General features: G+C 69.8%; 16 protein-coding genes and 1 pseudogene. 10 read left to right on the forward strand and 7 right to left on the reverse strand.

Annotation, left to right across the window (positions count from 1 at the left end):
* Nucleotides 1-128: 128 nt before the first annotated feature.
* A complete protein-coding gene (locus E4O86_RS02055) occupies nt 129-1,238 on the forward strand; it encodes an ATP phosphoribosyltransferase regulatory subunit (RefSeq protein ID WP_161138851.1) in 1,110 nt (369 codons plus the stop codon).
* Nucleotides 1,235-1,927: pseudogene (gene hisG, locus E4O86_RS02060) on the forward strand (ATP phosphoribosyltransferase); the annotation flags it as partial. The gene E4O86_RS02055 and the pseudogene hisG, both read left to right, overlap by 4 nt.
* Nucleotides 1,928-1,990: 63 nt before the next feature.
* Here the strand turns inward: hisG and E4O86_RS02065 are convergent.
* From E4O86_RS02065 to E4O86_RS02085, 5 genes are all read right to left on the reverse strand, one after another.
* Nucleotides 1,991-2,425, reverse strand: a complete 435-nt coding sequence (locus E4O86_RS02065) for a DoxX family protein (RefSeq protein ID WP_161138853.1) — start codon at nt 2,423-2,425, stop codon at nt 1,991-1,993.
* Nucleotides 2,426-2,621: 196 nt separating this feature from the next.
* The gene (gene groL, locus E4O86_RS02070) at nt 2,622-4,259 is read right to left on the reverse strand and encodes a chaperonin GroEL (protein WP_161138854.1); all 1,638 of its coding nucleotides are present in this window, start codon (nt 4,257-4,259) and stop codon (nt 2,622-2,624) included.
* A 29-nt stretch (nt 4,260-4,288) separates the two neighbouring features.
* The gene (groES, locus tag E4O86_RS02075) at nt 4,289-4,603 is read right to left on the reverse strand and encodes a co-chaperone GroES (RefSeq protein WP_161138855.1); all 315 of its coding nucleotides are present in this window, start codon (nt 4,601-4,603) and stop codon (nt 4,289-4,291) included.
* 151 nt (nt 4,604-4,754) lie between these two features.
* Nucleotides 4,755-5,756, reverse strand: a complete 1,002-nt coding sequence (locus E4O86_RS02080; RefSeq protein ID WP_161138856.1) for a bifunctional riboflavin kinase/FAD synthetase — start codon at nt 5,754-5,756, stop codon at nt 4,755-4,757.
* Nucleotides 5,753-6,664: a TIGR01459 family HAD-type hydrolase gene (locus E4O86_RS02085; RefSeq protein ID WP_343039071.1), complete on the reverse strand. Its 912-nt coding sequence runs from the start codon at nt 6,662-6,664 to the stop codon at nt 5,753-5,755. Before E4O86_RS02085 ends, E4O86_RS02080 begins: the two co-directional genes overlap by 4 nt.
* A gap of 169 nt (nt 6,665-6,833) precedes the next feature.
* Here E4O86_RS02085 and E4O86_RS02090 point away from each other — a divergent pair, with 169 nt between their 5' ends.
* From E4O86_RS02090 to E4O86_RS02100, 3 genes are all read left to right on the forward strand, one after another.
* Nucleotides 6,834-8,270, forward strand: coding sequence for a M16 family metallopeptidase (locus tag E4O86_RS02090; RefSeq protein WP_246206106.1), 1,437 nt, complete (start codon nt 6,834-6,836; stop codon nt 8,268-8,270).
* A complete protein-coding gene (locus tag E4O86_RS02095) occupies nt 8,270-9,580 on the forward strand; it encodes a M16 family metallopeptidase (RefSeq protein ID WP_161138858.1) in 1,311 nt (436 codons plus the stop codon). Before E4O86_RS02090 ends, E4O86_RS02095 begins: the two co-directional genes overlap by 1 nt.
* Before the next feature lie 162 nt (nt 9,581-9,742).
* The gene (locus tag E4O86_RS02100) at nt 9,743-10,315 is read left to right on the forward strand and encodes a hypothetical protein (protein ID WP_161138859.1); all 573 of its coding nucleotides are present in this window, start codon (nt 9,743-9,745) and stop codon (nt 10,313-10,315) included.
* A 57-nt stretch (nt 10,316-10,372) separates the two neighbouring features.
* Here E4O86_RS02100 and wrbA read toward each other — a convergent pair whose 3' ends face one another.
* Nucleotides 10,373-10,972: an NAD(P)H:quinone oxidoreductase gene (gene wrbA, locus E4O86_RS02105; protein WP_161138860.1), complete on the reverse strand. Its 600-nt coding sequence runs from the start codon at nt 10,970-10,972 to the stop codon at nt 10,373-10,375.
* Between the two features lie 278 nt (nt 10,973-11,250).
* Between wrbA and ileS the strand changes: the two genes are divergently transcribed.
* The 5 genes from ileS (at nt 11,251) to E4O86_RS02130 (ending at nt 18,511) form a co-directional block, all read left to right on the forward strand.
* Nucleotides 11,251-14,190 carry an isoleucine--tRNA ligase gene (ileS, locus tag E4O86_RS02110; protein WP_161138861.1) on the forward strand — a complete coding sequence of 980 codons (2,940 nt, stop codon included), beginning with the start codon at nt 11,251-11,253 and terminating at the stop codon, nt 14,188-14,190.
* Nucleotides 14,191-14,682: a signal peptidase II gene (gene lspA, locus E4O86_RS02115; RefSeq protein ID WP_161138862.1), complete on the forward strand. Its 492-nt coding sequence runs from the start codon at nt 14,191-14,193 to the stop codon at nt 14,680-14,682. It abuts the gene before it with no gap.
* 84 nt (nt 14,683-14,766) lie between these two features.
* Nucleotides 14,767-15,414 (forward strand): hypothetical protein, encoded by a 648-nt coding sequence (locus E4O86_RS02120; protein WP_161138863.1) that lies wholly within the window; start codon nt 14,767-14,769, stop codon nt 15,412-15,414.
* A 61-nt stretch (nt 15,415-15,475) separates the two neighbouring features.
* Complete coding sequence (gene mutL / locus E4O86_RS02125) at nt 15,476-17,266, forward strand: DNA mismatch repair endonuclease MutL (RefSeq protein WP_161138864.1); 1,791 nt, start codon at nt 15,476-15,478, stop codon at nt 17,264-17,266.
* A 120-nt stretch (nt 17,267-17,386) separates the two neighbouring features.
* A complete protein-coding gene (locus E4O86_RS02130; protein WP_161138865.1) occupies nt 17,387-18,511 on the forward strand; it encodes a mechanosensitive ion channel family protein in 1,125 nt (374 codons plus the stop codon).
* 3 nt (nt 18,512-18,514) lie between these two features.
* On the opposite strand, the gene rsmD is transcribed toward E4O86_RS02130, so the two are convergent.
* On the reverse strand, nt 18,515-19,072 hold the full coding sequence (gene rsmD / locus E4O86_RS02135) for a 16S rRNA (guanine(966)-N(2))-methyltransferase RsmD (RefSeq protein ID WP_161138866.1): 558 nt from the start codon (nt 19,070-19,072) through the stop codon (nt 18,515-18,517).
* Between the last annotated feature and the right edge of the window lie 176 nt (nt 19,073-19,248).

Consider the following 19,248-nt stretch of genomic DNA (forward strand, 5'->3'; position numbering starts at 1 on the left):
CCTGTGGGGAGGGGCATCCTGCACCTCTCGGCCTGCGACGAGGCCCGCGCCGGTGACCCCCCTTCCTATCCCTCCCCCACAAGGGGGGAGGGTACGGTGCCCCCCTCCCGCCTGGGGAGTGTGGTCCGGTGAGCCTCCCCGAAACAGCCACTGCCGGGCGGCTGCACGACCTCTTCGCCGAAGCCGGCGCGCGCTGGATCGACGTGCCGGTGCTGCATCCTGCCGACCCCTTCCTCGAGACGGCGGGCGAGGACGTGCGGCGCCGCATGTTCGTGACCGAGGGCCCGCGGGGCGAGCGGCTGGCGCTTCGCCCGGACTTCACGATCCCCGTCTGCCTCCACCATCTGGCGGGCGGCAGGATCCCGATGCGCTATTGGTACGAAGGCCTTGTCTTCCGCCGGCACGAGCGCGGCACGCCGGAGCGGCTGGAGACCGGCTATGAGGACATCGGACGGATTGACCGCGTTTCGGCGGATGCGGAGGCGCTCGCGCTGGCGCTTGCCGGCGTCAAGGCGGTCGCCGGCGGGCCCGTCCGCGTCCGGCTCGGCGATATCGGTCTTTTCGCGGCCCTGCTTGCCGCGCTCGGATTGCCGGAGCCCTGGCGGAGGCGGCTCCGCCGCTCGTTCGGCCTGCGCGACCTGATGGCTGCCAACCTCGACCGCCTCGCCTCGCCGCGCGACCGCGCACGCGCCGATCTCGACCCGGCGCTCTCGGCGGCTGCCGAGCGGCAGGACCGGGCGGCCGTCATCGACCTGATCGCGGCGCGGCTCGCAGACGAGGGCTATGTGGAAGGTGCGGGCCGCACGGCGGCGGAGATCGCCGACCGCTTTCTCGACCAGCGCGCCCTGGCGGAGACGCGGCTCGAGCCGGAGACGCTCGCGGCGCTCCGGAGCTTCCTGTCGCTCGACGCCGATCTGCGCGACGCCGCGGATCGGGTCGCCGGCTTCGCCTCCGGCGCGGGCGTCGATCTCGGCGAGAGCCTTGCGACCTTCGCCGCGCGGAACGAAGCGATCGCCGGCCTCGTCAATGGCTCGCGCATCGGCTTCGAGGCCGCCTTCGGGCGCCCCCTCGATTATTACACCGGCATCGTGTTCGAGATCGCGGCGGCAAATGACGACCGTCCGCGCGCCGGCGGCGGCCGCTACGACCGGCTGATGCAGATGCTCGGCGCACCGGAACCGGTGCCCGCGATCGGCTTTGCGATCCGGCTCGACGACGTCCCGGGGGCATGCCAATGAGCGGTCCCCTCGTCATCGCCATCCCGTCGAAGGGCCGCCTCCAGGAGCAGAGCGAGGCGGCGTTCGCCGCGGCCGGTTTCGCCGTGGAGAAGCGCGGCGGACAGCGGAACTATCGCGGTGGGGTGGTGGGCCGGGGGGATGTCGAAATCGCCTTCCTCTCCGCCTCCGAGATTGCCCGCGAGGTTGCCGCCGGGTCGGTGCATCTCGGCGTCACGGGCGAGGATCTCGTGCGCGAGACGATCCTCGATGCCGACCGGCGCGTCGCGCTCGCCGTGCCGCTCGGCTTCGGCCACGCCGACGTGGTCGTCGCCGTACCCGAGGTCTGGGTGGATGTCTGGACCATGGAGGATCTCGACGACGTCGCAGCAGGCTTCCTGCAGCGGCACGGCCGGCGGCTGCGCATCGCGACGAAGTACTGGAACCTGACGCAGCGCCATTTCGCGCGCCATGGCATCGCGCTCTACCGGATCGTCGAGAGCCTCGGCGCGACTGAGGGGGCGCCGGCGGCGGGCCTCGCCGATCTCATCGTGGACATCACCACGACGGGCTCGACGCTGCGTGCCAACCACTTGAAGGTGCTCGACGACGGCGTGATCCTGAGGAGCCAGGCGAACCTGGTTATCTCGCTCGGCGCCGACTGGAGCACCGCGAGCGCGTCGGCGGCGCGGGCCGTGTTCGACGCGCTCGCCAAGGCAGGGCTTCCGGCGGACCTGCCGGAGCCGGCCCGCCGCCTTCTGGAAGACGCCGCCTAGCTAGGCGCGGCCGGCCGCGGACTTCGCGCCGAAGCCCGCGGCGCCGGTCCGGCCCGCGCGCCAGCCGTCGACCGACCAGGCGCCGGGACCGAAGGCCGCGAGCAGCAGGAAGCCGCCGGCGATCGAGATGTTCTTGCTGAACATGACCGCCTGCATGCCGTTCGAGAAGTCGGCGTGGAAGAGAAGCGCGGCGAGCACGGTGAAGCCGGCCAGCGCAAGCGCGGCGATGCGGGCATGGAACCCGAATGCGACCGCAAGCCCGCCGCCGAGCTCCGCCAGGATGACGAGCGGCAGCAGGATGCCCGGCACGCCCGCCGATTCCATGTACTGCTGTGTGCCGGCATAGCCGGCGATCTTGTCCCAGCCGGACGTGACGAACATCGCGGCGAGGAGAATGCGGCCCGCAAGGGCGGCGAAGGACTGGATGTGGTTCATCGGTCTGCTCCGAAGCACGGAAGCAACCCCGGTACACCCGATCGCGGGCGCGTGGTCGGCGTCGAACGCATCGTTCACGACTCCGTACCCGCTCATTCTGAAACAATCGCCGGCCGCCCTTGCCAACCGACGGATCCCGGACGCAGAACGGGGCCCCGCAGGGCCCCGCTCGAACTCGAACCAGGGGAGGCGGACCTCAGAAGTCCATGCCGCCCATGCCGCCGCCCGGCATCGCCGGCGCAGCCGCTTCCTTCTTCGGCATCTCGGCGACCATGGCCTCGGTCGTGACGAGCAGGCCGGCGACCGAAGCCGCGTCCTGGAGCGCCGTGCGGACGACCTTGGTCGGGTCGATGATGCCGGCCTGGACGAGGTCCTTGTACTCCTCGTTCTGGGCGTCGAAGCCGAAGGTCGCCGAATCGCTGTCGACCACCTTGCCGACGACGATCGAGCCGTCCACGCCGGAATTCTGCGCGATCTGACGGATCGGGGCCTCGAGCGCCTTCAGCACGATCTTGATGCCCGCCTGGACGTCCGGGTTGTCGGAGGAGAGCTTCTGCACCGCCTTCTTGGCATGGAGCAGCGCGACGCCGCCGCCCGGGACGATGCCTTCCTCGACGGCCGCGCGGGTCGCGTTGAGGGCGTCGTCGACGCGGTCCTTCTTCTCCTTCACCTCGACTTCGGTCGCGCCGCCGACGCGGATCACCGCGACGCCGCCCGCGAGCTTCGCCAGGCGCTCCTGCAGCTTCTCGCGGTCGTAGTCCGAGGTGGTCTCCTCGATCTGCGCCTTGATCTGCGCGACGCGTCCCTCGATGTCCGCCTTGTCGCCGGCGCCGTCGACGATGGTGGTCTCCTCCTTGGAGATCGTCACCTTCTTGGCGCGGCCGAGCATTTCGAGGCCGACATTCTCGAGCTTGATGCCGAGGTCTTCGGAGATCACCTGGCCGCCCGTGAGCGTGGCGATGTCCTGCAGCATGGCCTTGCGGCGGTCACCGAAGCCCGGCGCCTTCACGGCCGCGACCTTGAGGCCGCCGCGGAGCTTGTTGACCACGAGCGTGGCGAGCGCCTCGCCCTCGACGTCCTCGGCGATGATGAGGAGCGGGCGGGACGACTGCACGACCGCCTCGAGCACCGGCAGCATGGCCTGCAGGTTGGAGAGCTTCTTCTCGTGGAGGAGGATGTACGGATCCTCGAGATCCGCGATCATCTTCTCGGCATTGGTGATGAAGTACGGCGACAGATAGCCGCGGTCGAACTGCATGCCCTCGACCACTTCGAGCTCGGTCTCGAGGCTCTTCGCCTCCTCGACCGTGATGACGCCCTCGTTGCCGACCTTCTGCATGGCCTCGGCGATCATCTCGCCGACGGTCTTGTCGCCGTTCGCGGAGATCGTGCCGACCTGCGCCACCTCGGCGGAGGTGTTGATCTTCTTCGAGCGGGCCTGGAGATCGTTGATGACCTCGGCGACCGCCATGTCGATGCCGCGCTTCAGGTCCATCGGGTTCATGCCGGCGGCGACCGACTTGGCGCCCTCCTTCACGATCGCCTGGGCGAGCACGGTCGCGGTCGTGGTGCCGTCGCCCGCGATGTCGTTGGTCTTCGAGGCGACCTCGCGGACCATCTGGGCGCCCATGTTCTCGAACTTGTCCTCGAGTTCGATCTCCTTGGCGACCGTCACGCCGTCCTTCGTGATGCGCGGCGCGCCGAAGGACTTCTCGATCACGACGTTGCGGCCCTTCGGACCGAGCGTCACCTTCACCGCATTGGCGAGGATGTCGACGCCGCGGAGCATCTTCTCGCGGGCGTCAGCCGAAAAACGTACGTCTTTCGCAGCCATTTTCGTTTACCTCTGTGTCTGAACGTCGATCAGGCGGCGGCGCGGGCGGCGGCGCCCTGCTCGATCACGCCCATGATGTCGGACTCCTTCATGATCAGGAGCTCTTCACCGTCGATCTTCACCTCGGTGCCGGACCACTTGCCGAAGAGCACGCGGTCGCCGACCTTCACGTCCAGGGCCTGGAGCTGGCCGTTCTCGTCGCGGGCACCCGGGCCGACGGCGACGATCTCGCCTTCCTGCGGCTTCTCCTTGGCGGTGTCCGGAATGATGATGCCGCCTTTGGTCCGCTCTTCGGACTCGACGCGGCGCACGACAACACGGTCATGAAGCGGGCGGAATCGCATGATTTCCTCTCGTCCCTCTCTGGCGCGATGCGCCTGTAACGGAGTTGCTAGCACTCTCTCGAGGTGAGTGCCAATGCGCGGAGGAGATACTCACGGCCCCTCGTCTTGTCAATGGGCGGGAAGAGGCCTCGGGAGGCTCCGCCGCTAGGGCCTAGCGGGGGGTGAGATAGGCATGCCGGATGGCGGCGTCGACCGCTGAATCCGGCGCGTGCGCGAGGAGTGCGCGGGCGTCGATCGAATCCGCGTCCATCTGCGCCACCAGCGCATCGGCACTCTCGAAGCGGAGCTCGGGGCGGATGCGGCCGACGAGCGCGACGAGCACGGTCGCGCCGTAGAGATCGTCGGAGAAGTCGAAGAGGAAGGTCTCGAAGAGCGCCCGGCCATTGTCGAAGGTCGGGCGCCGCCCGAAGCTCGCGACGCCGTCGTGCACGCTGCCGTCGGGACGAGCGAGCCGGACGGCGTAGATGCCGTGGGCGAGCTCGACGGCCGGGTCGAGCGCCATGTTGGCCGTCGGATAGCCGAGATCGCGGCCGCGCTTGTCGCCATGGACGATTTCGCCGGCGATCGACCAGCGCCAGCCGAGAAGCGCGTTCGCCGCATCGATGTCGCCGTCGCGGAGCGCGGTCCTGATGCGGGTGGAGGAGACCGGCAGACCAGCCTGGTCATATTCGCCCACGACCGTCACGCCGAAACCGTGGCTCGCGCCGGCCGCCTCGAGAAAGGCGGGCGTGCCGAGGCGGCGATAGCCGAAATGGAAGTCGTAGCCGGTCGCGGCATGCCTGATCGCGAGCCGCTCGACGAGGACGTCGCGCACGAAGGCCTCGGCGGTGACGCGCGCGAGCTGCTCGTCGAAGGGCAGGACGAGCGCGCCGTCCATCCCGAAGGCTTTCGCGACGGCGGTCTTGAGGGGCGCGGGCGTGAGCCGGAAGAACGGCGCGCCCTTGCCGAAGAAGGCCCGCGGATGCGGCTCGAAGGTCAGGATCAGCGCCTTCACGCCGAGCCGGTGCGCCTCCCTCCGGGCCGCGGCGAGCACGGCCTGGTGGCCGCGATGGACGCCGTCGAAATTGCCGATCGCGACGACGGCGCCGCGCCAGTCGTCCGGAATGTCGGGTGCGGCGGCGGGCGCCGGCGCGGTCGGTTCGCCTATGCTCATCGCCCGCCGGTCCTCGTGACGAGGGCTTCCCCGGCGACGTCCGGCTTCGCATTCCCGCCCGCGGATCGCGACCAGGCGAGATGCGGCATGTAGCCGACCGCCTCGAGGCCCTCGGCCCGGAAGTGCATGGCGATGCGCTCGGGGTCCGGCGCGCCCGGCGGGCCGAAATCCGCCTCGTGGATTCCGCCGCTCACGAACAGGAGGTCGAGCCCGGCATTGCGCGCGCCGCGCGCATCGGTGCCGAGCGCGTCGCCGATCGCGAGCACGCGGGCGCCGGGCGGCAGGCCGGTCAGCTCCAGCGCGGTCCGGTAGATCGGCGGATGCGGCTTGCCGGCGAGCACCGTCTCGCCGCCAAGCTCGTCGTAGAGGCGGGCGAGCGCGCCGGCGCAATAGACCAGCGTGTCGCCGCGTTCCACCACGATGTCGGGATTGGCGCAGACCATGACGAGGCCGCGGGCGACGAAGCGCCCGAGCATTTCGCGGTAGTCCTCCGGCGTCTCCGTATAGTCGTCGAAGAGGCCGGTGCAGCTCACGAGCTCGGCCTCGTCCTCGCCGACCAGTTCGACCGGCAGCCCTTCGTAGAACGGCAGGTCGCGCGGATGGCCGAGGTGGAACACCTTGGTGCCGGGGCGGGCGGCGACGAAACGGCGGGTCACGTCGCCGGAGGTGACGATGCGGTCATAGGCCTCGTCCGGGACGCCGAGGGAGCGCAATTGCTCGATCACCGGCCCGGACGGGCGCGGTGCATTGGTGACGAGCACCACCGGACCGCGCGCGCGCCGGAAGCGGGACAGCGCGTCGGTGGCGGCGGCGAAGCTCGCGACGCCGTTGTGCACGACCCCCCAGACGTCGCACAGGATGCCGTCATAGTCGGCAGCGAGCGCCGCCAGTCCGTCGATCTCTCTCACGCGCACTCCACGGTCCCGGCTCTCCGCCGGACCGGCTAACCTTGCCGGCCCGGTGCGTCAACAGGTCTGGTCGCCTGTGCCGGGCAACACCCAATATGACCGATTGTTCACTCGTATCGCCCGCTTCGGGGTCTATATTCCCGGCAAATCTCACGGAGGCCCCGTGCCGATGTCGAAGTTCGCCGCCATCATCCTTTCCGTTGGAGTACTCATGGCCGCTCTTCCCGCACGTGCCGAGGCGCCGAGCCAAGCGGATGCGGCTCCGCAGCCGCCGGCGCAGCAGGCCGAAATCCCCAAGATCGCCCCGAACGCGACCGAGTTCATGCTGTCGAACGGCATGGAGGTCGTGGTCATCCCGGACCGGCGCGCGCCAGTCGTCACCCACATGGTCTGGTACCGCGTCGGCTCCGCCGACGAGACGGCCGGCGAGTCCGGCCTCGCCCATTTCCTCGAGCATCTGATGTTCAAGGGCACCAGGGAGCACCCGATGGGGCAGTTCTCCGAGCGCGTGTCCCGCATCGGCGGCGAGGAGAACGCCTTCACCACGACCGACTACACGGCCTACTTCCAGCGTGTCGCGAAGGAAAATCTCCGCGAGATGATGGGCTTCGAGGCGGACCGCATGACCAACCTGGTCCTCACCGAGGAGGTCGTCGCCCCCGAACGCGACGTGATCCTCGAGGAGCGGCGGATGCGGGTCGAGAACGACCCCTCTTCCCTGCTCAGCGAGGCGCTCAACCGGGTGCTCTACCTGAACCACCCGTACGGACGGCCGGTGATCGGGTGGATGCACGAGATCAAGGCGCTGACGGGCGCCAAGGCGCTCGCCTTCTACAATCGCTACTACACGCCGAACAACGCCGTCCTCGTGGTTGCCGGCGACGTCACGCCCGAGGAGGTGAGGAGCCTCGCCGAGGAGACCTACGGGAAGGTGCCGGCGCGGCCCGAGGCCGTGCGCGCGCCGCGGCCGGTGGAGCCGCCGCCGGTCGGCGCCCGCACCGTGACCGTCCAGGACGAGAAGGTGCGCGAGCCTCAGCTCACGCGCGCCTACATCGTGCCGTCGCAGGCGACCGCCGATGGCGACGAGGCGGAAGCGCTCCGCGTGCTGAGCGAGGTGCTCGGGGGCGGCGCGACGAGCCGGCTCTATGACGAACTCGTCCGCGGCGACGGACCTGCGACTTATGCCGGCGCCTACTACCAGTCGAACGCCGTCGACGACGGCCGTTTCGTCGTCTACGGCGTGCCCAAGGACGGCGTGAACCTGGAGGATCTCGGAGCGCGGATCGAGACGGTGATCGCCCGGATCCGGGAGAACGGCGTCACCGAGGCGGAACTGACCCGGGCCAAGAACGCGACCATCGCGCAGGCGATCTATGCGCAGGACAGCCAGCAGGCGCTCGCCCGGATCATCGGTACCGCGCTGATGACCGGCAGCACGCTTAAGGACGTCCAGAACTGGCCGGCCCGCGTCAATGCGGTCACTGCCGAGGAGGTCCGCGACGTGGCGCGCAAGTACCTCCGCGAGGACCGCTCCGCGACCGGCTATCTCGAGCCGCTTCCGCCGCGGGCAGAAGCCGCCACCGCCAGGCCCGCGGAGCGCAGCTGATGTTCGCCCGTATCGCCGCCCTCGCGTTTGGAGCCGCCATGACCGTCGCCGTCACCCTGCCCAGCCGGGCGGAAGCCGTGAACATCCAGGAAGTCAGGAGTCCGGGCGGAATCACCGCCTGGCTCGTCGAGGACTACACGGTTCCGATCGTCACGATGAACTTCGCCTTCCGGGGCGGCTCGTCCCAGGACGGCGACGACAAAGCGGGGCTCGCGAACCTGATGTCCGGGCTTCTGGACGAGGGATCGGGCGAGCTCGATTCCAAGGCGTTCCAGACCAAGCTCGAAGACCTGAACATCGACATGTCGTTCGATGCGGCGCGCGACGCGTTCTACGGAAACCTGCGCACGCTCGTCACCAACCTGGATTCGGCGCTCGACCTGACGCGGCTCGCCGTGACGGAGCCCCGCTTTGACGACGAGGCCGTGGCGCGCATCCGCGGGCAGGTGCTCTCCAATCTCCGCCGCGGCGAGACCGACCCGAACGAGATCGCAAGCCGCGCCTTCATGAAGACGCTCTACGGCGATCATCCTTACGGCAGGCCTTCGGAAGGCACGATACAAACGGTCGCGGCGCTCACCGCGGACGATCTCCGGGCCTTCCACGACCGGGTCATCGCGCAGGACAACCTCCTCGTGGTGGCCGTCGGCGCCATCGACCGTGCCCGCCTCGCCGCCGCGCTCGACCATGTCTTCGGCGCGCTCCCCGCCAAGGCCGACCTGAAGCCGGTGCCGGAGGTGACCGCCCGGTCCGGCGAGGTGACGCACGCGACGCTGCCCGTGCCCCAGACCGTGATCCGGATCGGCGGGCCGGGCATCAAGCGGGACGACCCCGATTTCATCCCGGCCTTCGTCGCGAACCACATCATCGGCGGCGGAACCTTCTCGTCGCGGCTCTACAAGGAAGTCCGCGAAAAGCGCGGCCTGTCCTATTCCGTCGGCACCAGCCTGATCGCCTTCGACCATTCCGGCGCCTGGGTGGCGGCGGCGGCGACGCGGGCGGATGCGGCGCAGACGGCCCTCGATATCATGACGAGCAAGGTCCGCAGGTTCGCCGAGGAGGGGCCGACCGAGGCGGAGCTCGCCGAGGCGAAGGACTTCCTGGTGGGCAATTACGCTCTGCGGTTCGACGCCTCGCAGAAGATCGCGCGCCAGCTCCTCGGCATCCGGCTCGACCGGCTCGGCATCGACTACGTGCAGAAGCGCAACGATCTGATCCGGGCGGTGACGGCCGAGGACGTCCGCCGCGCCGCGAGACGGGTCTTCGGCGGCGAACCCTCGGTGGTCACCGTCGGCATCGCGCAGTCCTGACCGGCTCCCTGGCCGGCGCCCTGACCGGCGCCCGGGCCGGCGCGTCCGCAGGCGCCGGCCCGCTTCTCCGTGCCGGTTACCATTTTCGGCCAAAGCCCTTGCCGGAAATGCCGTTCTGCCGACAAGTGCCGACATGGTAACCGGATGGTGAACGGAGCAGGCATGGGACGGGGCGGGGCGGCGGCTCTGGTGGCGGCGCTTTACATAATGTGGGGACAGACCGCCTGGGCCGGCCCGATCGGCGAGGCCGCGGCGGAGGCCGAGCGCCTGTCCGGTGCGGGCAGGCCGGTCGAGGCGCTTGCGGCGCTCGATCGTGCCGCCGAGGCAATCTGGCAGGCAAGTCCCCTCACGGTCCGCAAGGCGCTCTTCGTCACCGAGCCGAGCGGCTTCGGCCTCTACCGTCCGAAGGAGAGCTCGCTCTTCCGACCGGGGGAGACGGCCACCGCCTACGTCGAGCCGATCGGCTTCGCCTACGGCGAGGCGGCTGGCGGGTACGCCATCGCGCTCGGCGCCGATCTCGCCATCGAAGTTCCCGGCGGCCAGGTCGTCGGCGAGGCGGACGACCTGTTCGACGTGCGGATCGTCTCGCACGAGCGGAACCGCGAGTTCAACATGGCGCTCTCCTTCGCCGTGCCGGACCTGAAGCCGGGCGCCTATGTCGGTGTGTTCACGCTGCGCGACCGCAATTCGGACAAGACCGGCCGGTTCGAACTCCCGTTCACGGTCGGCAACTAGGTGCATCGGGCGGGCGCGGCACCGGAGGGGGCGTTCCAGCGCCGCGCCCGTCGCGGCTCAGCGCGCCAGCTTCGCCGCGATCTGCGCGACGTGGCGGCCCTGCCAGCGCGCTCCGTCGAGCTCGTTCGCACTCGGCTGGCGAGAGCCGTCGCCGCCGGAGAGGGTCGTCGCCCCGTAGGGAGAACCGCCGGTGATCTCGTCCATGCGCATCTGGCCCTGGAACGCATAGGGCAGGCCGACGATGACGAGGCCGTGGTGAAGAAGCATCGCATGGGTGGACGTGATCGTCGTCTCCTGCCCGCCGTGCTGGGTGGCGGTCGAAGCGAAGACGGAGCCGACCTTGCCGACGAGGGCGCCCTTCACCCATAGCCCGCCGGTCTGGTCCCAGAAGTTCTTCATCTGGGCGGCCATGACGCCGTAGCGGGTCGGTACGCCGAGAATGATGGCGTCGTAGCCCGGGAGCTCGTCGACGGTTGCCACCGGCGCCTCCTGGTCGAGCTTGTAGCCGGACTGGCGGGCGACTTCCTCCGGCACCAATTCAGGGACGCGCTTGATGTCGACATCGGCGCCCGCCTCGCGCGCGCCTTCGGCGACAGCTTTGGCCATGGTCTCGATGTGGCCGTAGGACGAATAGTAGAGAACGAGGATCCTGGTCATTTCACACCCATTCAGGAGAGGTCGCCTTCAAGCTAGGGTGAGCGGCGGCAGGCGCCACCGGGTGAACAGTCCGTTCGGCCGGCGCGAACCGGGCAGGCGCATCGCGGCGCGCTTCTTCCCTTGGCGCCGCCCGTCCGGTAGAAGCGCCGGCATGTCGACCACGATGTGCGCCGGAACGCGAATTATCCGCCCGGCTTCGGCCTGAGGCCGGGGCCGGGAACCTTGCGCCGCGCGCGGCGGCGCCGCCCACGACCGTTCGTAGCCTTGAAGGCGAGATGATGAGCGACAAGAGAGAGGCCGGCCCGCGACGCGCGGGCGAGGCCGATTATTCCGAGACCCTGTTCCTGCCGAAGACCGACTTCCCGATGCGCGCCGGGCTGCCCCAGAAGGAGCCGGAAATCCTGAAGCGCTGGGAGGAGGAAGGGCTCTACGGCAGGCTCCGCGAGGCGGCCCGCGGGCGCGAGAAGTACGTGCTTCACGACGGCCCGCCCTACGCCAATGGCAACATCCATATCGGCACCGGCCTCAACAAGATCCTGAAGGACGTGGTGGCCCGTTCCCACCAGATGCTCGGCTTCGATTCCAACTACGTGCCCGGCTGGGACTGCCACGGCCTGCCGATCGAGTGGAAGGTGGAGGAGGAGTACCGGGCGAAGGGGCGCAACAAGGATGCCGTCCCGATCAACGAGTTCCGGAAGGAATGCCGGGAATTCGCGCAGCACTGGATCGGCGTGCAGGCGGCCGAGTTCAAGCGGCTCGGCGTGATCGGCGATTTCAGGAACCCCTACACCACGATGAGCTTCGCCGCGGAGGCGACGATCGCGCGCGAGCTGATGAAGTTCGCCGCATCCGGACAGCTCTATCGCGGCTCCAAGCCGGTCATGTGGTCGGTGGTCGAGAAGACCGCCCTCGCCGAGGCCGAGGTCGAGTATCACGACTACACCTCCGACACGATCTGGGTGAAGTTCCCCGTCACCTCCGGTCCGCGCGCGCTCCGCGGCGCCGCAATCGTGATCTGGACGACGACGCCCTGGACGATCCCCGGCAACCGGGCGGTGGCCTATTCGCCGCGCATCGGCTACGGCCTCTACGAGGTGACCGGAGCCCCGGCCGAGAACTGGGCGAAGCCCGGCGACAGGCTGATCCTCGCCGACGCGCTCGCGGCCGACGTGATGGCGCAGGCGCGCGTGGATTCCTACCGGCGGCTCGCGGACGTGGGCGCGGAGGATTTCGCGACGATCGTGTGCGCCCACCCGCTCCGCCATGCCGGGCTCGGCGGCTATGCGTTCGACGTGCCGCTGCTCGCCGGCGAGCACGTGACCGAGGACGCCGGCACCGGCTTCGTGCACACCGCCCCCGGCCACGGCCGCGAGGATTTCGAGGTCTGGACGGAACACCGCCGCGAGCTCGAGGAGAGCGGCGTCGACACCACCATCCCCTATACGGTCGATGCCGACGGCGCCTTCACGCGCGACGCGCCGGGCTTTACGGGCAGGCGCGTCATCACGGAGACGGGCGAGAAGGGCGATGCCAACCAGGCGGTGATCGCCGCCCTCGGCGCGGCCGGCATGCTGGTGGCGCGCGGGCGGCTCAAGCACCAGTACCCGCATTCCTGGCGCTCCAAGAAGCCGGTCATCTTCCGCAACACGCCGCAATGGTTCATCCACATGGACCGCGGCATCGCGGGGGCCGGCGACACGCTCCGCGCCCGCGCGCTGAAGGCGATCGCCGAGACCCGCTTCGTTCCCCCCGCCGGGCAGAACCGGCTGCGCGGCATGATCGAGAACCGGCCCGACTGGGTCGTCTCGCGCCAGCGCGCCTGGGGCGTGCCGATCGCGGTCTTCGTCAATTCCGAGAGCGGGGAGATCCTCGTCGACGACGCGGTGAACGCCCGCATCGTCGAGGCCTTCCGTGCGGAAGGCGCCGATGCCTGGTTCGCGGAGGGCGCGAAGGAGCGCTTCCTCGGCAATGCCTACGATCCGGATGCCTGGGACAAGGTCGACGACATCCTCGACGTCTGGTTCGATTCCGGCTCCACCCACGCCTTCGTGCTGGAGGAGAGGCCCGACCTCAAATGGCCGGCCGACCTCTATCTCGAAGGGTCGGACCAGCATCGCGGCTGGTTTCATTCCTCGCTTCTCGAAAGCTGCGGGACGCGTGGCCGCGCGCCCTATGACGCCGTCCTGACGCACGGCTTCGTCATGGCCGAGGACGGCCGCAAGATGTCGAAGTCGCTCGGCAACGTCGTCACGCCCCAGCAGGTGATCGAGCAGTCCGGGGCCGACATCCTCCGGCTCTGGGTGGTCTCGTCCGACTACAGCGAGGATCTGCGGATCGGCCCGGAGATCCTGAAGACCAACGTCGATTCCTACCGCAAGCTCAGGAACACGATCCGCTGGATGCTCGGCTCGCTCGCCCATTTCCGCCCCGGCGACGCCGTCGCGCCGGCCGAGATGCCCGAGCTCGAGCGGCTGATGCTCTCCGAGCTTGCACGGCTCGACGGCATCGTGCGCAGGGCCTACGCGGATTTCGACTACAAGCGCATCTATTTCGCGCTCTTCAACTTCATGACGGTCGATCTCTCGGCCTTCTACTTCGACATCCGCAAGGACGCGCTTTACTGCGATCCGTTCTCCTCGGTCCGCCGCAAGGCGGCGCTCACCGTGATCGACCGCCTGTTCGAGTGCATGGTCATGTGGCTCGCGCCGATGCTGCCCTTCACCTCGGAGGAGGCCTGGACGGCGCGCCACAAAGCGGCGGAATCGGTGCATCTGCAGCTCTTCCCGGAGGTGCCGGCGGCTTGGCGCGGCGAAGGCCTCGAGGCCAGATGGGAGAAGGTGCGGGAGGTGCGCCGCGTCGTCACCGGCGCGCTCGAGGTGGAGCGGCGTGAGAAGCGGATCGGCTCCTCGCTCGAGGCGGCTCCGATCGTCCATGTCGTGGATGCGGGCCTGCGCGCGGCGCTGGCGGGCGTCGATCTCGCCGAGATCGCGATCACCAGCCAGGCGCTCCTCGCGGAAGGCGAGGGACCGGCGGACGCCTTCCGCCTCCCCGACGTGCCGGGGGTGGCGGTCGTGCCGCGCCTCGCGGAAGGGCGGAAATGCGCCCGTTCGTGGAAGATCCTGCCGGAAGTGGGCAGCGACCCGGAATATCCCGACGTGACCCTCCGCGACGCGGCGGCCCTGAGGGAATTCGAGGCGGCGCGGCAGGCGGCCGAATAGATGGCGCTTTCCCCGCGCGCCTGGGGCGCGGCGGCGGCCGTGCTCGGGATCGTCGTCGACCAGGCCTACAAATGGTGGATGCTCGGCCCCTTCGATATCGCTTCGAAGGGGCGGATCGCGGTCGCGCCCTTCGCCGATCTCGTCCTCGTCTGGAATCGGGGCGTCAGCTACGGCTTCCTGACGCAGGACGCGGCGGGCGGACAATGGTTCCTGATCGCGCTCGGGCTCGTCGGGGCGGCGGTCTTCGCCTGGTGGCTGAAGAATACCGGCCGCCTGCTCCCGGCCGTGGCGCTCGGCCTCGTCATCGGCGGCGCGCTCTCCAACGTCATCGACCGGCTTCTCTACGGTGCCGTCGCCGACTTCTTCCTGCTGCATGCCGGCGGGTTCGAGTGGTACGTCTTCAATCTGGCCGACGTGTGGATCAGCGCCGGCGTGGTCGGGCTCGCGATCGCCTGGCTGACGGAGCGCCGCGAAAATGCCACGGATGCGTGAGAGCGCGGGAAGGGGCGCGGCCGCCAGGGTCGCATCGGCAGTCGGCGGATGGTATAAGCCGGCCGCTCGTGCAAGGGGACTGCGATGAACGTTTCGAGCTCGGCGGCGAAGCTGCTGCCGGCGATTTGCCTGTTGTCCGCCGCACTCGCGGCTGCCGGGTGCAGCAGCACGACCTACGGTACGGGCGAAGCGCCCGAGATGGCGATCTTCAACGAGTTCACGGGCTCCTTCATCGGCGGTGGCAGAAGCAAGCCGAACATCGACTACAAGCCGCGCGCGCCGCTGGTCGTGCCACCCCAGGCGGAACTGAGAACGCCCGCCGAGCCGGCCACCGTTTCCACTCCGAACTGGCCGGACGATCCGGATCAGAAAGTCGTCCAGCGCGACTACAGTGATCCCAGCTTCGAGCGTGCCCGCTACATTTCCCAGGCGGAGTACGAGCGCACCAGGCCCATCGCCGAGATCAACCGGAGCCGGAAGAGCCTGGAGGAGAGCCAGGCGGAGGCGCGCGACGGTGCGGCGCCGGCCCGCGACTTCGCGGTGTCGAGCCGGCAGGAGAGCAAGGAGTTCAAGGCGGCTCTGAATGCCGCCGAGGGCCGCGGCGATACCGGCCGGCGCTACCTGACCGATCCGCCCGAGGAATACCGGCAGCCGTCCGGTTCCGCGCCGCAGACTTTCGAGGACATCAAGGAAGACAAGCCCGGTAATTTCTTCACCCGGCTCTTCAACTGATTCGCGGCCGAGCCGTATCCGCCGGGGGGCATCGGCCGGTAGCGCTCCGCCGAGGCCCGTCGTGACGATCCGCATCCTCCCCGAGCACGTCGTCAACCGCATCGCCGCCGGCGAAGTGGTGGAACGGCCGGCGAGCGTGGTGAAGGAACTTGTCGAGAACGCCATCGATGCCGGAGCGGGCCGGATCGAGGTGGTGACCGCCGGCGGCGGCAAGAGCCTGATCCGGGTCGCCGATGACGGCAGCGGCATGCGTCGGGCCGATCTGCCCCTGGCGGTCGCGCGCCATTGCACCTCCAAGCTTGCGCGCGACGATCTCGCCGCCATCGCCACGCTCGGCTTCCGCGGGGAGGCGCTCGCCTCGATCGGCGCCGTGGCACGCCTCACGATCGCGAGCCGGCATGCGGATGAGCCGCACGGCTGGTCGATCGCGGTGGAAGGCGGGCGGGCCGGCGACCCGCAGCCGGCGAGCCATGCCGGCGGCACCACGACGGAGGTCCGCGATCTCTTCTTCGCCACGCCGGCGCGGCTCAAGTTCCTGCGTTCGGATCGGGCCGAGGCTTCCGCCATTCAGGAGGTGGTGAAGCGGCTCGCGCTCTCCCACCCGGCGATCCGCTTCACGCTCGCCGGCCCGGACCGGCACCCCGTCGAATACCCGGCGGCAGCGGGCGAGGGCGCCGGCCTCGTGCGGCTCGGGCAGGTCCTCGGCCCGGATTTCGTCGAGAACGCGATGGCGGTCAGCGCCGAGCGGGAAGGGGTGCGGATCGAGGGCTTCGCCGGCCTGCCGACCCTCAACCGTGCGAACAGCCTGAGCCAGTTCCTGTTCGTGAACGGCCGGCCGCTGCGCGACCCGACGCTCGCCTCGGCCCTCCGGGCTGCCTATGCCGACGTGCTCGCGCGCGACCGCTATCCCGTTCTCGCGCTCTTTCTCGATCTGCCGTCCGGCGAGGTGGACGTGAACGTGCACCCCGCGAAGCTGGAGGTCCGGTTCCGGGATCCGGGGCTCGTGCGCGGGCTGATCGTCGGGAGCCTGCGGGAGGCGCTCGCCCGCGAGGGCGCACGCGCCTCGACGACGGTCGCAGGCGCAACCGCTTCAGCGTTCCGGCCGGGGGGCTTCGGCGGGGGGGCGGCCGCCGCATCGTGGCGCGGCTGGGCGGCCCCGGGCCCGGCGGCGAACGGATTTTCCGAAGGGGGCCAGGCCGCGTTCGAGGCGCCGGTCCCGCCCTCGGCGGATACGCGCGCGGCGGAGGCGGAGGATGCGGCCGGCCGCGAATCCCATCCGCTCGGTGCGGCGCGGGCGCAGCTTCACGGCAATTTCATCGTGGCGCAGACTTCCGACGGTCTCGTGATCGTCGACCAGCATGCCGCGCACGAGCGGATCGTCTACGAGCGCCTGAAGGCGGCGCTCGCCGGGCGCGCCGTTCCGCGCCAGCTGCTGCTCATCCCGGAGATCGTCGATCTCCCGGCGGAGGATGCCGCCAGGATCGTCGCCCGGGCCGGCGAACTCGCCGAGCTGGGTCTCGCGGTGGAGCCGTTCGGACCGGGTGCCGTCGCGGTCACCGAGACCCCGGCGCTCCTCGGCGCCGTGGACGCGCAGGCGCTGGTGCGCGACATCGCCGACGACCTCGCCGAATGGGACGCCTCGACCCGGCTCAGGGAGCGGCTCGATCACGTGGCCGCCACCATGGCCTGCCATGGCTCTGTCCGCGCGGGCCGCCGCCTGCGTCCCGAGGAAATGGACGCGCTCCTCCGCGAAATGGAGGAGACGCCGCAATCCGGGCAGTGCAACCACGGCCGGCCGACCTATGTCGAGCTGAAGCTCGCCGACATCGAGCGCCTGTTCGGCCGCCGCTGACGATCAGGGCTCTGTCAACTCTCGTGCGACGTTCCGACCTTTCGGGCGGCCCGTGCGAAACATCCGCCGCATTTCCGGATTCAGAATGCTGCAGGTGCGAGATGAGCGCGGGAGCAATCAATGGAGTCCATCAGGGCCGCCTCGGCATGGATTCGGCACGGGCTGGGCTGGCTGCCGGAATGGGTTCAGGCAGTTCTCCTCCTCGCATTCGCGATCACCGTCGCGATCCTAATCCACCGCCTTCTCGCCCGCATCACGGACCGGATCTTCTCGCGCAACGAATTCGCCCGGAAGCTCGTCCCGCGGATCCGCGGCCCGATACGGCTCGCGCTCATCATCCTCGCCGTGGCGCTGGTGGCGCCGACGACGCCGCTGACGGGCCCCCAGATCCGGCTCATCGGCCATTCCCTGCTCGTGGCCTTCATCGTGCTTGTCGGCTGGAGCCTGGTACGCGCGGTCGAGCTCGGGGCCGCCCTCTACCTCCGGCGCTATCGGCTGGACGTCGAGGACAACCTGCTCGCCCGCAAGCACTTCACGCAGGTCAGGATCCTGAGGCGGGCGGTCGACACGCTGATCATCGTGCTGACGGCCTCGGCGGCGCTGATGACCTTCGACGGCGTCCGCCAATACGGGGTGAGCCTCTTCGCCTCCGCCGGCGCAGCCGGCCTTGTCGTCGGCCTCGCCGCCCAGCCTGTGCTCTCCAACCTGATCGCCGGCATCCAGCTTGCCATCACGCAGCCGATCCGCATCGAGGATGCCGTCATCGTCGAGGGCGAGTACGGAACCATCGAGGAGATCACGGCGACCTACGTGGTCGTGCGGCTATGGGACCTCCGCCGCCTCATCGTGCCGCTGAAATACTTCATCGACACGCCGTTCCAGAACTGGACCCGCGAAGGCGCGGCCATTCTCGGCACCGTGATGCTCTATCTCGATTATCGCGCGCCGATTCCGGCGATCCGCCGCAAGCTTGGGGAGATCGCGAAGGCTTCGCCGAACTGGGACCATAGGGTGGTCGGCCTGCAGGTGACGGACGCGAAGGATCAGGTCATCGAGTTGCGGGCGCTCGTCAGCGCGCGCAACTCGCCGCGCGCCTTCGATCTCAGGTGCGAGGTGCGGGAGAAGCTCATCGCCTTCCTCCAGGCGGAGCATCCCGAGGCTTTGCCGCGGCAGCGTGTCGAATTCGCGGGCGGCGACGATGCCGGACGATCCGGCTATCCCGCCATGCAGGCGGCCGCGGAGTGAGCTTCAGCCGGCATTCCGGAGGAAGACGAGCTGGCTGTCGCCGGTCTCGCGCCGTTCCTCGACCGTGAAGCCCGGCGGCGCCACCACCTCCGCGGCGGCGCGCTCCTCCAGGATGCAGAGCGCGCCGGGCAGGAGCCAGCCGCCCGCCCGCGCGCTGGCGAGCGCGCGCTCGCCGAGACCTTTGCCATAGGGCGGGTCGCAGAAGACGAGGCCGAACGGCGCGATCGTCCCGGCACTGCCGAGATCGGCGGCGTCGCGGCGGAAGATCTTCGTCTGCCCGGTCAGTCCGAGCGCCTCGATGTTCCGGCGCAGGAGCCCGCGCGCCTCCACGCCGGTATCGACGAAGAGCGCCTGCGCCGCGCCCCGCGACAGCGCCTCGAGCCCGAGCCCGCCCGTGCCGGCGAAGAGATCGAGCACGCGCGTCGTCTCCTCGGGCAGGCCGTAGCCGTGGGAGAGCACGTTAAAGAGGGCCTCGCGCAGGCGGTCGCTCGTGGGCCTGATGTCCTGCGACCGGGGACCGGCGAGGGCGCGGCCCCTAAGACGGCCGCCGACGATCCGCACTCTTGCCCCTTTTCGGCCGTCCTTGACCGTTCCGCTTCGGTCCCGGGCGGCCGGAATCGTCCGTCCGCGCGGATCCCGCTGCGGTGGTCCGGGGCGCCCGCTTCGGCCCGCCGCGCGCCGCCCCGCCCTTGGCCGCCGCCGGGCGCTCCCGCGTCTCGGCCTTCTCGGCACGGCCG

It is taken from the genome of Propylenella binzhouense (assembly GCF_009866965.1).
GTDB lineage: Bacteria > Pseudomonadota > Alphaproteobacteria > Rhizobiales > Afifellaceae > Propylenella > Propylenella binzhouense.